The organism is Streptomyces sp. NBC_01669, assembly GCF_026339735.1.
GTDB classification, from domain to species: domain Bacteria; phylum Actinomycetota; class Actinomycetes; order Streptomycetales; family Streptomycetaceae; genus Streptomyces; species Streptomyces yanii.
Genome location: NZ_JAPEQG010000001.1, coordinates 3,906,763 through 3,920,524 on the forward strand (window position 1 = coordinate 3,906,763; position 13,762 = coordinate 3,920,524).

A 13,762-nucleotide genomic window follows, 5' to 3' on the forward strand; every position below is an offset into this window, starting at 1 on the left:
CTGAAACCCATTCAATCCACCCAAATTCACCCAAAGGAGAGGGGGGATCGGAGCGAGTGGGCTTTTTTCGGAGGTGCAGTAACTTACTTTTTACTAATTCTTGTTTGTTTCTTCGGCGTGTCCGACGTTAGCTGTCGTGAACGCAGTGCCGGTCCCGGGACACATACGGGTCCTTTCACTCTGAGGAGAGTCATGTTCCTTGCTCACACGGCGAACAGCCGCCGCTGGGCCCTCGTCACGGGCGCCGTTGTCACCGCGGGCGCTCTGCTGACGGGCTGTTCCGGCGGCGACACCTCGTCGTCCGCCTCCGGCTCGTCGGACACCATCAACTACGCGCTGCCGGCCAACTTCACGCCGAACTGGATCCTCCCGATCGGCACCGCCGCGCACCTGAACACCAACAACTCCTCCATATCCCAGTCCCTCTGGGAGCCGCTGATCGCGTACGACGGCTCCACCGGCAAGGTCGGCTGGAACAAGGACAACTCGCTGGCCACCGCAGCCGACTTCGCCAAGGACAGCAAGAGCGTCACGATCACGCTCGGCGAGCGGCACTGGAGCGACGGCAAGCAGATCACCTCCCGCGACGTGGAGTTCTGGTTCAACCTGGTCAAGGCCAACAAGGCCGACTGGGCCAGCTACAGCCCGGGTAAGGCGCCGGACAACTGGACGTCGCTGAAGATCGTCGACGACACGCACTTCACCATCACTTTCGACCAGGCGTACAACCAGCAGTGGATGCTCGCCAACGAGTTGAGCATGATCCGCCCGATGCCGCAGCACGTCTGGGACAAGACCAGCGACTCGGGCACCGTGTCGGACCTCGACCGCACCACCGCGGGCGCCAAGAAGGTCTGGACGTACCTGAACGGCGTCGCCAAGAAGATCTCCGGCTACGCCACCGACCCGCTCTGGAAGACGGTCAGCGGCCCCTACACCATCAAGTCGTTCTCCACAGCCGGCAAGGTCGAGCTGACCGCCAACGCCAAGTACGACGGCGGCGGCAAGGCCAACATCAAGAACGTGAACCTGCTGCCGTTCACCACCACGGACGCCGAGAAGAACGCGCTCCGGGCAGGCACGGTCGACTACGGCTACATCAACGCCACCGACCTCAGCCAGGAATCGTCCTTCGCTTCCAAGGGCTACACGGTGAAGCCGTGGTCCGGCTGGGCCATCACCTACATGCCCTACAACTTCAACAACCCCGCCATGGGCGCGGTCTTCAAGCAGCTCTACGCCCGCCAGGCAATCCAGATGTCGGTGGACCAGACCACCCTCTCCAAGGTCGTCTTCAACGGCACCGCGGTCTCCACCTACGGCCCGATCCCGCAGGGCCAGACTTCGTCCTTCGTCTCGTCGGAGCAGAAGAACAACCCGTACCCGTACTCCACCACCAAGGCGAAGAAGCTGCTGACCAGCCACGGCTGGACCGAGCAGAACGGCACCATGGTGTGCACCAGCCCGGGCACCGGCGACAGCCAGTGCGGCGCCGGCGTGGACAAGGGCACCAAGTTCCGGATGCAGGTGCTCTCGCAGTCCGGTTCGACCGTGACCGACAACATGATGAGCGCCCTGCAGTCGTCGTTCGCCAAGACCGGCATCGACTTCACCATCAAGACCGCACCGGTCAACTCTGTCCTCTCGCAGGCCGGTCAGTGCACGGCCGACCAGGCCGGCTGCAAGTGGCAGCTCTCGTTCTTCGGCACCGCTGGCAGCTGGTACTTCCCGGCCTACCCGAGCGGTGACTCCCTCTTCGCCACCGGCGGCGGCTCCAACTTCGGCAGCTACTCCAACTCCGCCGTGGACAAGCTGATCACCCAGACCACCACCTCCTCCTCCAACGAGGCGGTGCAGAAGTACAGCGCCGCCCTGGCCAAGGACCTCCCGGTCATCTGGCTGCCGGAGCCGGACTACCAGGTCTCCGTGGTCAAGAACGGCCTGGGCGGCTTCGCCCAGGACTCGCTTGCCAACTTCCACCCCGCCATGTGGAAGTGGACCACCAAGTGAGCCCGGTCGGTGACCGTACGTACCACTGAGCCGAAGCGACCGGAAAACACATGAGCACTTCCTCGTACCTGATCAGACGGGTCCTCCAAGCCGTCGTGGTGATCGTCATCGTGACGATCGTGGTCTTCGGTCTGCTGCACGCCCTGCCCGGGGGTCCCGCTCGCGGGATCCTCGGCCCGCAGGCCACGGCGCAGCAGATCGCGTCCTTCAACCACGAGCAGGGCCTCGACAAGCCACTCCCCGTGCAGTACTTCTACTACCTGAACCAGCTGCTGCACGGCGACCTCGGATCCTCGTACACCCTCAATGAGCCGGTCTCCCAGCTCATCTCCGAGCGGCTGGCCAAGACCCTGGTCCTCACCGCCCTGTCGGCGATCGTCGGCCTCGTGCTGGCCATCCCGCTGGGCATGTGGCAGGCCGTCCGGCGCAACAAGCCCGTCGACTACGTCATCACCACGCTGAGCTTCATCGCCTACTCCACACCCGTGTACTTCCTCGGGCTGATCCTGGTGCTGGTGTTCAGCCAGGCGCTGCCGTGGTTCCCATCCCAGGCCCCGCAGGGGGACACGCTCGCCCAGGTGTTCTCCGACCCGCTGGCGCTGGTGCTGCCGGTCGTCGCCGGTGCCGCCTCGATGATCGCGGTGTTCAGCCGCTACATGCGGGCGGCCACCCTGGAGAACCTCTCCGAGGACTACGTCAGGACGGCGCGGGCCGGCGGCTCCCGCTCCCGCTCCATCCTGTGGCGGCATGTGTTCCGCAACTCGCTGACACCGGTGATCGCCATGCTCGGCTACTACGTGCCGGTGCTGTTCGGCGGCGCCCTGGTGGTCGAGCAGCTCTTCAACTACCCCGGCATGGGCCTGCTCTTCTGGACCGCCGCGCAGTCCTCCGACTACCCGGTGCTGCTGGGCTGTGTGCTGGTCATCGCGATCGCCACGGTGGTCGGCACGCTGCTCGCCGACATCGTCCAGCGGATCATCGACCCCCGAGTGAAGGCAGGTCGGGCATGAGCGCCGTCATCCAGCCGGGTCAGGCGCCCGGCACGACCACCGCCACCGCCATCGCCACCGGTGCGGTGTCCGGCTCCCGGCTCGCCGTCCGGCGCTTCCTGCGCAACCGGCTCGCCGTGGTCGGGCTCGGCGTCGTGGTCTTCTTCTTCCTGTTCTGCTTCCTCGGTCCGCTGGTGTACTCCACCGACCAGACCCACACGATGCTCCAGCAGGTCAACCTCGGCCCCAGCGGTTCGCACTGGCTCGGCACCGACGCGGTCGGCCACGACGAGCTGGGCCGGCTGATGTACGGCGGCAAGGTGTCGCTGATCGTCGGCCTCGCCGCGGGCATCCTGGCCACCGTGATCGGCACCCTGTGGGGCGCCGCCGCCGGCTACGCGGGCGGCTGGATCGACGCGGTCATGATGCGGATCGTGGACGCGGGGATCGCCATCCCGGCGCTCTTCATCCTGCTCGTGGTTTCGGCCATCACCACCCCGGGCCTGACCGGGCTGATCGTCATCCTGGGCTTCGTCTCCTGGCTGGTGCCTTCCCGGCTGATCAGGGCCGAGACGCTGACCCTGAAGAACCGCGACTACGTCCTGACCCTGCGGGCCATCGGCGGGACGCACTCCCGGGCGATCACCCGGCACATCCTGCCGAACTCGGTCTCGACCATCATCGTTGCGACCACCTTCCAGATCGCCGACGCCATCCTGCTGGTCGCCTACGTCTCCTACCTGGGCCTGGGCGTCCAGCCGCCGGCCACCGACTGGGGCGGCATGCTCTCGGCCGGTCTCACCGCCGCCTACTCCGGCTACTGGTGGCTCATCCTGCCGCCGGGCCTGGCCATCATCCTGGTGGTGTGGGCGTTCAACGCGATCGGGGACGGGCTCCGCGACGCATTCGATGTGAGGGGACGCGGATGACCGCCACCCAGGGCACCGCCGCCCCGTCGGCCGGGCCGATTCTCGAACTCGACGACCTCGGCGTCATCTTCACCACCGAGACCGGCGAGGTGCCGGCCGTCCGGGGCGTCTCCCTGCACGTCAGCCCCGGCGAGACGCTCGCCCTGGTCGGCGAGTCGGGCTCCGGCAAGTCCACCATCGCGCTGGCCGCGATGGGCCTGCTGGCCGGCAACGCCCGTGCCACCGGCTGCGCCACCATCGCCGGCACCCAGGTGGTCGGTGCCCATGAGGCCGACCTGGTGGCGCTGCGCGGCCGGACCGTCTCCATGGTGTTCCAGGAGCCGGCCACCGCGCTGGACCCGCTGACCCGGATCGGCAAGCAGATCGCCGAAGTGATCCGCAACCACCGCGAGGTGTCCGCCAAGGACGCCGCCACCGAGGCCGTCGAACTCCTCCGCAGGGTCGGCATCCCCGAGCCGGAGATGCGGGCCACTGCCTACCCCTTCCAGCTCTCCGGCGGACAGCGCCAGCGGGTGGTCATCGCCATGGCCATCGCCAACGAGCCCGCCCTGCTGATCGCCGACGAGCCGACCACCGCGCTGGACGTCACGGTGCAGGCCGAGATCCTCGACCTGCTGCGCCGGCTCGCCGTCGAGACCGGCACCGGCGTCCTGCTGGTCACCCACAACATGGGCGTGGTCGCGGACTTCGCCGACCGGGTCGCCGTGATGTACCACGGCGAGATCGTGGAGACAGGAGCGGTCGAGGACGTGCTGCTCCGCCCGTCCCACGACTACACCAAGCGGCTGCTGGCCGCGGTGCCCCGGCTGTCGGTCGCCGAGGCGGGCCGGCCGGCGGCGCCGGCCGCCACCACCCGCCCGGACACCGAGCCAGTGGTCGAACTCCGCGACATCTCCGTGGTGTTCGGCCGTGGCAAGGGCGCCGTTCGGGCTCTGGACGGGGTCTCGCTCGCCGTCCACGCCGGGGAGACCCTGGGCCTGGTGGGCGAGTCGGGCTCCGGCAAGTCCACCGCGTCCCGGGTCGCGCTCGGTCTGATCCCGCCGACTTCCGGCACCGTCTCGCTGTTCGGCACCGACCTGGCCGGCACCCGGTCCCGGGCCCGCCGGGCGCTGCGGGCCGGTATCGGCGTGGTCCTCCAGGACCCGGTGGCGTCGCTGGACGCCCGGATGACGGTCGGCGAGTGCATCGCCGAGCCGCTCAGGGTGCACCGCCGCAAGCTCTCCGCCAAGGACCGCCAGAGCAAGGTCGCCGCCGTACTCGACCGGGTCCGGCTGCCGCGTGAACTCGCCCGGCGCGCCCCCCGGGAGCTGTCCGGCGGTCAGCGCCAGCGGGTCAGCCTGGCCCGCGCCCTGGTCCTGGAGCCCCGGCTGCTGGTCGCCGACGAGCCCACCAGCGCGCTCGACGTGAGCGTGCAGGAGGCGGTGCTCGACGTGATCTCCGAGCTCCAGGACGAGCTGGGCTTCGCCTGTCTCTTCGTCTCCCACGACCTGGCCGTCGTACAGCACTTCGCCCAGCGCGTCGTGGTGATGCGGGCCGGCCGGGTCGAGGAGCAGGGCGCCACCGGCGCGACCCTGCTGCACCCGGAGACCGACTACACCCGCCGGCTGCTGGCCGCCGTGCCGGTGCCCGACCCGGTGATCCAGCGCGGCCGCAGAGCCGAACGCCTGGCCACCCTCGCGGCCGGCCGGACGGGGGCCCAGGGATGAGCTCCCATGACCGTACGCTCTTCGCCGGAGTGGACATCGGCGGCACCACCACCCAGGTGGTGCTCTGCGCCGAGGACCTGACCGTGCTGGACCGCGCCGAGGTGGCGACCCCGGCGACCGACGGCGGCCAGGCCATGATCGGCGCGGCCCTGGGCGCGCTGGCCCCGCTGCTGGAGCGCACCCCCGGCCGCCTCGCCGGTTGCGGGGTCGGCGCAGCCGGTGTGGTGGACTCCGCCACCGGCCGCATCCTGGTGGCCAGCGACTCCTTCACCGGCTGGGCCGGCTTCGCGGTGACGGACGCCGTCGAGGAGGCGCTGGGCGTCCCGGCCTTCCTGGACAACGACGTCAACGCCTTCCTCTACGGGGAGGTGTTCGGCGGCGCCGTGCGCGGCGAGTCGGACGTCCTCGGGATGACCCTGGGCACCGGGGTCGGCGGCGCGCTGTGGACCGGCGGAGCGCTGTTCGCCGGGCCGCACGGCGCGGCCGGCGAGATCGGGCACATCCCCGGCTTCGGTGATCTGCTCTGCTCGTGCGGCGGCCGGGGCCATCTGGAGACCCTGGCCTCCGGCCGTTCCATCGGCGCCCGTTACGCGGACCGCACCGGCCACCGGCTGACCGCCCGCGAGGTCGCACAGGCCGCCGACCGCGGTGACCAGGACGCCCTCGATGTGTACCGGGCCGCCGGTGCCGGGATCGCCCGGGCGATCGTGATGACGGCCGGCGTCGTGGACATCACCACGGTGGTGGTCGGCGGCGGGGTCAGCCGCGCCTGGCCCCTGCTGGAACCCCTCATCCTGGCGTCGCTGGCCGCCGACCCGCCGGTCAGCGGTCACCCGGTCCGGCTGGTCAGGGCAGCCCTGGCTGCCGACGCGGTACCGGTCGGCGCCGCGGCCCGGGCCCGACGGGAGCTGGCGGCGAAGGTCGGGGTCTGAGGAAGCCCGGTCGAAGGCGCCACGAGTGCGCTCCGATGCTACGAGCCCCTGTGCGTCGTAGCGTCGGAGCAGGCTCTTCACCGACCCTCCTCCGACGCAGGACGATCACCGTGTCGTCCAGGAGATCGAGGCCTTCCGTGCCGAGTTCCGGACATCAGCTTGCCCGCCCAGCCGACCGGCTCTGAGGTTGATCGACGCGGGGGTACCGGCCACCGCGGTGGTACGGATGCCGGAGCGCGACGCCGACTCCATCCCCGGTCGGCGTCCTCGCCGGGAGCGGGGGGGCTGAAGAGCCGGACCGGGTCCGTGCTGAGGTTGCTGCGGATCGGCCGCCGCGGCTGATACCGGGCTCGTACAGGGGCTGAGGGCGCCCGCCCGGCGGCCTGCGCCCTCAGCCCCTGCGCACCGTGAACCTTTGTGCGCCCTGCGGGGAACAAGGGGTGACACGCTCACCGACCGAGCCCCAGGAGCCCCTGTGACCGGACCCCCGACCGGACGGCCCATCAGCGAAGTCGACGACGCCGAGATCGTCGCCCAGTCGCTGGAGCAGCCGGAGATCTTCGCCGGGCTCTACGACCGCCACGCGCCCGACATCCACCGGTACGCCGCCCGCCGCCTCGGGGAGGGTGCGGCGGACGACATCACGGCGGAGACGTTCCTCATCGCGTTCCGGTCCCGGCGCCGCTACGACACCACCCGCCGGGGCGCCCGGCCCTGGCTGTACGGCATCGCCGCCAACCTCATCGGCAAGCACCGGCGCGGCGAGGAGCGGAGTCTGCGGGCCCTGGCCCGTACCGGACAGGACACGGTCGCCGCGTCCTGGAGCGACCGCTCCGACGACCGGATCGCCGCCCAGGTGCCGCTGGCCGGAGCGCTCGCCGCGCTCTCCCCCGGCGACCGCCATGTGCTGCTGCTCGTCGCCTGGGCGGACCTCGGGTACGAGGAGGTCGCGCAGGCACTGGGCATCCCGCTCGGCACCGTACGGTCCCGCCTCAACCGCGCCCGTCGCAAGGTCCGCGAGGCGTTGCACACCGACCCCGCGTTCACATCCGACGTCATGGAGCTGAGCCCGTCATGGACGAAATGACCCGGCTGCGCGAGCTGCGCGCAGATGCCCCCGTCCCCGACCGTGCCGCGCTCGCTCCCGGCCGGCAGCGGCTGACGGACTCCCTTGCGGGCGGCCGGCGCACCCGCCGGCTGCGTGCCGACTGGCGGATCGCGTCGATCGGCGCCGCGGCGGCGATCACCGCGGCCGCTCTGCTGACCACGCAGATCGGCGCGGACGGTCCCACCCACGGGGCGACCGCGGCGGCCCCCCTGACCCTGGACAGCCCGGCCGAGGTACTGAACCGGGCCGCCGACGAGCTGGCGAAGCAGCAGGCCGCGCCGGAGCCGCGCGACGACCAGTGGATCTACACCCGGACAAAGATCGCCCAGCGGGAGCCCAAGGCGGGCTCGGCCGCCGTGGGGCGGTTCTCGTACGACCCGGATTCCTGGGTTCCGTACGACAACTCCGCGGCGGCGAAGAACGGCAAGGACAGCGACTACCGCACGGCCCGCCAGGTCTACCGGGCCGCCGATGAGCTGCCCGACGATCCGGCGCGTCTCCTGGCGAAGGTCCGCTCGTTCTATCCGACGGGCAGCACCGCCGAGAGCCCTCCCGAGGCCGAGGCCCAGCACAGCTTCCGCGCCATGGGTCTGATGGTCGAGACGTACCCGATCGCCCCGGACGCCCTCGCCCGGATCTACCGTGCGCTGGCCACCGTCCCGGGGGTGAAGGTCACCGACCACCTCGTGAAGGACGCCGCCGGGCGCGATGCCATTGCCATCACACGGAAGGAGGACGGCTCGCACGAGCAGCGCGAGATCCTCATCAACCCCCGCGACTACAGCTACGCGGGCATGCGCTTCGTGGCCGCCGAGGACTACGAGATGAAGGCTCCCGCCGGGATGAAAGTACCCACCGAGAAGTACAAGGCCGGGGAGGTCCTCACCAGCGAGGCGCGGATCAGGGCCGCCGTCGTCGACGCCGAGGGCCAGAAGTCCTGACCGCAGGGTGGTACGAAACGGGCCGGTGTCCGCTACAGGGGTGCGGACACCGGCCCGCAGCCCTTCCACGTGACCGACCCCACCCCCCACTGCGTCAAAACTCCCGCAACAATGAACTCGTGATCACTTCGCCGCCACGGAGCACCCACCGACGCGCCGAGCACGCTTCGACGCCGTACGTCGACCTGTCGCGCGCCGAGTGGAGCGCCCTGCGCGACAAGACGCCGCTGCCGCTGACCGCCGACGAGGTGGAGCAGTTGCGCGGGCTCGGGGACGTCATCGACCTCGACGAGGTACGCGACGTCTACCTGCCGCTCTCCCGCCTCCTCAATCTCTACGTCCAGGCCACCTCCGGCCTGCGCGGCGCCCTGAACACCTTCCTCGGGGACGCGGGCAACGGCCATGGCGCGCAGCGGGGCACCCCGTTCGTCATCGGGGTCGCCGGCAGTGTCGCCGTAGGCAAGTCCACCAGTGCCCGAATCCTCCAGGCGCTGCTCGCCCGCTGGCCCGAGCACCCCCGGGTGGAGCTCGTCACCACGGACGGGTTCCTGCTGCCGATGAAGGAGCTCCGGGCGCGCGGGCTGATGTCGCGCAAGGGGTTCCCCGAGTCGTACGACCGGCGTGCCCTGACCCGTTTCGTCGCCGACATCAAGGCCGGCAAGGACGAGGTGACGGCGCCCGTCTACTCGCACCTGATCTACGACATCGTGCCGGGCGAGCGGCTCACCGTCCGCCGCCCCGACATCCTGATCGTCGAGGGCCTCAACGTGCTGCAGCCCGCGCTCCCCGGCAAGGACGGCCGCACCCGGGTCGGGCTCGCCGACTACTTCGACTTCAGTGTGTACGTGGACGCGCGGGCCGAGGACATCGAGACCTGGTACCTCAACCGCTTCCGCAAGCTGCGCGAGACGGCCTTCCAGAACCCGTTCTCGTACTTCCGCAAGTACACCCAGGTCTCCGAGGAGGAGGCCATGGAGTACGCCCGCACCATGTGGCGGACCATCAACAAGCCCAATCTGCTGGAAAATGTGGCACCCACACGCGGCCGTGCCACTCTGGTGCTGCGCAAGGGCCCGGACCACAAGGTCCAGCGTCTCTCGCTGCGCAAGCTCTGAGTCCCCCGAGCCTCCCCGGGAGTATCCGCGTGCTGCATCTGCGCCTGATCGTCCCTCAGGACCGCACGGACGAGGTGGTGCACCTCGTGCGGCACACCGTCGGCACCACGCATCTGGTGGTCATGCCCGGTGTCGCCCTTGACCCCGCGGGCGATGTCGTGACGTGCGACGTGGCGCGCGAGGCGGGCGACGAGCTGATCACATCACTGCGCGAGCTCGGCATCGACGAGTCCGGCTCGATCACCGTCGAGGAAACCGACCTGACGCTCTCCGCGCATGCCGACCGGGCCGAGGAGGAGGCGCCGGGCGAGGGCGCGGACGCGGTGCTGTGGGAGGAGCTGGCGGACGCGACCCACGAGGAGTCGACGTTCAGCGTCACCTACCTGGCGTTCCTCTCGATCGCCACGATGCTCGCGGCCTGCGGTGTGATGCTGGACAACGCGATCCTGATCGTGGGGGCGATGGCGGTGGGCCCGGAGTTCGGGCCACTGGCCGGCATTTCCACGGCGCTGGTGCAGCGCGTCCCGCGCCTGGTGTGGCGGTCGCTGTGGGCGCTGGTCGGCGGGTTCGCCGTAGCGATGGTGCTGACGGCCGGATTCGCCTGGATGATGAACGGCCTCGGGCTGTTCACGGGGGCAATGATCGAGGCGGAGCGGCCCAACACGGCGTTCATCTGGCAGCCGGACTGGATGTCGTTCGTGGTGGCGTTCCTGGCGGGCATCGGTGGCACGCTCTCCCTCACCTCGGCGAAGTCGGGGGCGCTGATCGGCGTCGCGATCTCGGTGACGACGGTGCCCGCGGCCGCCAATGCGGCCGTGGCCTTCAGCTACCAGGACCTTGCGCAGACGTGGGGTTCGGTGGGCCAGCTGGCGGCGAACCTCGGCGGGATCGTGCTCGCCGGCACGCTGACACTGCTGGTCCAGAAGGCGCTGTGGGCGATGCACCGCCGCCGGATCCGGGCTGCCTGACACGATGGCCCGGGGCCGGCGACGGTCCTCCGGCTGTCGCCCGGCACCACCCGCACACGACGCCGCCCGGCGCCCCTCCAGGAGGAACACCGGGCGGCACCTCACCCTCGTACGGCGATGGTCACCCCAGGGCGGACTTCACCACGTCGGCCAGCCGCCCGGCCACCGACCGTGCCTGCTCGATGTCGGCCGCCTCGACCATGACCCGAACCAACGGCTCGGTGCCCGACTGGCGCAGCAGTACGCGCCCGGTGTCGCCCAGCTCGCGCTCGGCCTCCTCGACCGCGGCGGCCAGCTCCGGGGAGGTGGAGACCCGGGACTTGTCGACGTCCCGGACGTTGACCAGGATCTGCGGGAGCCGCTGCATGACACCGGCCAGCTCGGCGAGCGTACGGCCGGTGGCGACGACCCGGGCCGCCAGCAGCAGGCCGGTCAGCGTGCCGTCACCGGTCGTGGCGTGGTCGAGGACGATGACATGGCCGGACTGCTCGCCGCCCAGCGCGTAGCCCTCCGCCTTCATCGACTCCAGGACGTACCGGTCACCGACGGCGGTCTGGACGAGGTGGATGCCCTCCCGCTCCATGGCGATCTTGAAGCCGAGGTTGGACATGACCGTGCCGACCACGGTGTCCTTGCGCAGCTGCCCGGCCTCGCGCATGGCGAGGGCCAGCACGGCCAGGATCTGGTCGCCGTCGATCTCCTCGCCCGAGGCGTCCACGGCGAGGCAGCGGTCGGCGTCGCCGTCGTGCGCGATGCCGAAGTCGGCGCCGTGTTCGACGACGGCGGCCTTCAGCAGGTCCAGGTGGGTGGAGCCGCAGCCGTCGTTGATGTTCAGGCCGTTCGGATCGGCCCCGATGGTGACGACCTCGGCGCCGGCCCGGGCGAATGCCTCGGGCGAGACCCGGGCGGCCGCGCCGTGCGCCTCGTCGAGGACGACCTTCAGCCCGTCGAGCCGGTTCGGCAGGACCGCGACGAGGTGGGCCACGTACCGGTCGAAGCCCTCGGTGTAATCGGTGACCCGTCCCACCCCGGCGCCCGTCGGACGCGCCCAGGGCTCACCGGTGCGGTGCTGCTCGTAGACCGTCTCGATCCGGTCCTCCAACTCGTCGGCGAGCTTGTGACCGCCGCGGGCGAAGAACTTGACACCGTTGTCCGGCATGGCGTTGTGGCTGGCGGAGAGCATCACGCCGAGGTCGGCGCCCAGCACGCCGGTGAGGTACGCCACCGCGGGGGTGGGCAGCACACCGACCCGCAGGACGTCCACGCCCGCGCTCGCCAGACCGGCCACCACGGCGGCCTCCAGGAACTCTCCGGACGCACGTGGGTCGCGTCCCACCACGGCGGTCGGCCGATGCCCCTCAAAGGTGCCCGCCTCGGCAAGCACATGCGCCGCAGCGACCGACAGACCGAGCGCGAGCTCGGCCGTCAGGTCCGCATTGGCGACGCCGCGCACACCGTCCGTGCCGAAGAGTCGTCCCACTGGTGTCCTCCGAAGATGCTCCGAAACCGAACTGCAAAAACAAAACAAGTCATGACAGGCATGACCCAGAACGACGCAAGGCAACATAAAGAGCCATGCCGAGCCACGGCGGGCCTATGAACGTCTGATGCCGTTATACGCCCGAGGGTGCCAATAAACGAACGCCCCGGGGGCACAGGGAGTGCCTCCGGGGCGAACGTGTACAGCAGGTGAGCAGGCGGATTAGCGCTTGCTGTACTGCGGGGCCTTACGGGCCTTCTTGAGACCGGCCTTCTTGCGCTCGACCGCACGGTCGTCGCGGGAGAGGAAGCCGGCCTTCTTCAGCGGGGCGCGGTTGTTGTCCACGTCCGCCTCGTTCAGCGCACGGGCGACACCGAGGCGCAGGGCACCGGCCTGACCCGAGACGCCGCCACCCGAGATACGGGCGATGACGTCGTAGCGGTTGTCGAGCTCGAGCACCTTGAAGGGCTCGTTGACTTCCTGCTGGTGCACCTTGTTGGGGAAGTAGTCCTCAAGGGTGCGACCGTTGATCTTCCACTTGCCGGTGCCCGGAACGATCCGGACGCGGGCAATGGCGTTCTTGCGACGGCCAAGGCCGGCGGCAGGCTGCGGCTCGCCGAAGCGGGACGCCAGCGACTCGCTGGTGTACTCGCCCTCGACGGGAACCTCGGACTCGAAGGTGGTCACCTCGGCGAAGACCTCTTCGCCCTCGGTGCCCTCGATGGGGTTCTCAACAGTGGTCTCGGCCACGATTCTCCTCAGATCTTTCTTTACGTCTTAGGGGGAGGCCGGAACTACTGCGCGACCTGGGTGATCTCGAACGGGACCGGCTGCTGCGCAGCGTGCGGGTGCTGGTCGCCCGCGTAGACCTTGAGCTTCGAGAGCATCTGACGGCCCAGGGTGTTCTTGGGAATCATGCCCTTGATGGCCTTCTCGACAGCCTTCTCCGGGTTCTTGGAGAGGAGCTCGTCGTAACGCACGGAGCGCAGACCACCCGGGAACCCGGAGTGGCGGTACGCCATCTTCTGGGTCTTCTTGTTGCCGGAGAGGTGAACCTTCTCGGCGTTGATGATGATGACGAAGTCGCCCATGTCCATGTGGGGGGCGTAAATCGCCTTGTGCTTGCCTCGGAGGAGGTTCGCAGCCGTGGTGGCCAGACGACCCAGGACGATGTCCTGCGCGTCAATGATGTGCCACTGGCGCGTCACATCGCCGGGCTTGGGGCTGTACGTACGCACGGTCGTAGCCTTCGCTTCTTCAGTGAGTGAGTCCTGACAAGGCCACCCGGACGATCGCACCAGCCCTGGCGGCGCTACGGGGACGCAACCCGAGTGCCTGCCGCTGGTCATCGGCCCGGTGGACCGGCGTAAGGGCCCCTCGCGTGAGAACGACCAAGCCAATACGCATAACAAACCAGAAGAATACCGTTGCTCCCCCGCGCGGGTCAAAACGCGCCGCAGACCCCGCCTGTCAGGGCGCCGATCGGTGTCCGGACGGGCGCCGGATCCGGCCCCTGCGGACCGCCGTTCCCACCTCTCCCGGCGCCGGATCCGGCCCCTCCAGCTTGAGGAGCGGGGCCCGGGG

12 protein-coding genes are annotated in these 13,762 nt (G+C 69.8%); 9 read left to right on the plus strand and 3 right to left on the minus strand.

All coding sequences use genetic code 11. The features are described from left to right. The first annotated feature begins 192 nt into the window (after window positions 1-192). The 9 genes from OG972_RS17210 (at window position 193) to OG972_RS17250 (ending at window position 10,698) form a co-directional block, all read left to right on the plus strand. Window positions 193-2,010 (plus strand): peptide ABC transporter substrate-binding protein, encoded by a 1,818-nt coding sequence (locus OG972_RS17210; protein WP_266982556.1) that lies wholly within the window; start codon window positions 193-195, stop codon window positions 2,008-2,010. Between the two features lie 50 nt (window positions 2,011-2,060). Beyond that, the gene (locus tag OG972_RS17215; protein WP_266982558.1) at window positions 2,061-3,020 is read left to right on the plus strand and encodes an ABC transporter permease; all 960 of its coding nucleotides are present in this window, start codon (window positions 2,061-2,063) and stop codon (window positions 3,018-3,020) included. Beyond that, window positions 3,017-3,928, plus strand: coding sequence for an ABC transporter permease (locus OG972_RS17220; RefSeq protein WP_266982560.1), 912 nt, complete (start codon window positions 3,017-3,019; stop codon window positions 3,926-3,928). Before OG972_RS17215 ends, OG972_RS17220 begins: the two co-directional genes overlap by 4 nt. After that, on the plus strand, window positions 3,925-5,634 hold the full coding sequence (locus tag OG972_RS17225) for an ABC transporter ATP-binding protein (RefSeq protein WP_266982562.1): 1,710 nt from the start codon (window positions 3,925-3,927) through the stop codon (window positions 5,632-5,634). Before OG972_RS17220 ends, OG972_RS17225 begins: the two co-directional genes overlap by 4 nt. Then, window positions 5,631-6,566: an ROK family protein gene (locus OG972_RS17230; RefSeq protein ID WP_266982564.1), complete on the plus strand. Its 936-nt coding sequence runs from the start codon at window positions 5,631-5,633 to the stop codon at window positions 6,564-6,566. The genes OG972_RS17225 and OG972_RS17230 overlap by 4 nt, the downstream gene beginning before the upstream one ends. Window positions 6,567-7,041: 475 nt before the next feature. After that, on the plus strand, window positions 7,042-7,653 hold the full coding sequence (locus tag OG972_RS17235; RefSeq protein ID WP_266982566.1) for an RNA polymerase sigma factor: 612 nt from the start codon (window positions 7,042-7,044) through the stop codon (window positions 7,651-7,653). Beyond that, window positions 7,641-8,615 carry a CU044_5270 family protein gene (locus tag OG972_RS17240; protein WP_266982568.1) on the plus strand — a complete coding sequence of 325 codons (975 nt, stop codon included), beginning with the start codon at window positions 7,641-7,643 and terminating at the stop codon, window positions 8,613-8,615. The genes OG972_RS17235 and OG972_RS17240 overlap by 13 nt, the downstream gene beginning before the upstream one ends. Window positions 8,616-8,734: 119 nt before the next feature. Continuing rightward, a complete protein-coding gene (gene coaA / locus OG972_RS17245; protein WP_266982570.1) occupies window positions 8,735-9,730 on the plus strand; it encodes a type I pantothenate kinase in 996 nt (331 codons plus the stop codon). 29 nt (window positions 9,731-9,759) lie between these two features. Then, window positions 9,760-10,698: a DUF389 domain-containing protein gene (locus OG972_RS17250; RefSeq protein WP_266982572.1), complete on the plus strand. Its 939-nt coding sequence runs from the start codon at window positions 9,760-9,762 to the stop codon at window positions 10,696-10,698. Between the two features lie 121 nt (window positions 10,699-10,819). Here OG972_RS17250 and glmM read toward each other — a convergent pair whose 3' ends face one another. From glmM to rplM, 3 genes are all read right to left on the minus strand, one after another. Continuing rightward, entirely contained in the window at window positions 10,820-12,178 is a 1,359-nt protein-coding gene (gene glmM / locus OG972_RS17255) for a phosphoglucosamine mutase (RefSeq protein WP_266982574.1), read from the minus strand. A 222-nt stretch (window positions 12,179-12,400) separates the two neighbouring features. After that, window positions 12,401-12,928 carry a 30S ribosomal protein S9 gene (rpsI, locus tag OG972_RS17260; protein WP_037688031.1) on the minus strand — a complete coding sequence of 176 codons (528 nt, stop codon included), beginning with the start codon at window positions 12,926-12,928 and terminating at the stop codon, window positions 12,401-12,403. 44 nt (window positions 12,929-12,972) lie between these two features. Continuing rightward, window positions 12,973-13,416, minus strand: a complete 444-nt coding sequence (gene rplM, locus OG972_RS17265) for a 50S ribosomal protein L13 (RefSeq protein ID WP_037688030.1) — start codon at window positions 13,414-13,416, stop codon at window positions 12,973-12,975. Window positions 13,417-13,762 lie beyond the last annotated feature (346 nt).

What these genes read in the sequence shown, in the direction of transcription:
- OG972_RS17210 (WP_266982556.1), top strand. Translation starts at nt 193, where the DNA reads ATGTTCCTTGCTCACACGGCGAACAGCCGCCGCTGGGCCCTCGTCACG.
- OG972_RS17215 (WP_266982558.1), top strand. Translation starts at nt 2,061, where the DNA reads ATGAGCACTTCCTCGTACCTGATCAGACGGGTCCTCCAAGCCGTCGTG.
- OG972_RS17220 (WP_266982560.1), top strand. Translation starts at nt 3,017, where the DNA reads ATGAGCGCCGTCATCCAGCCGGGTCAGGCGCCCGGCACGACCACCGCC.
- OG972_RS17225 (WP_266982562.1), top strand. Translation starts at nt 3,925, where the DNA reads ATGACCGCCACCCAGGGCACCGCCGCCCCGTCGGCCGGGCCGATTCTC.
- OG972_RS17230 (WP_266982564.1), top strand. Translation starts at nt 5,631, where the DNA reads ATGAGCTCCCATGACCGTACGCTCTTCGCCGGAGTGGACATCGGCGGC.
- OG972_RS17240 (WP_266982568.1), top strand. Translation starts at nt 7,641, where the DNA reads ATGGACGAAATGACCCGGCTGCGCGAGCTGCGCGCAGATGCCCCCGTC.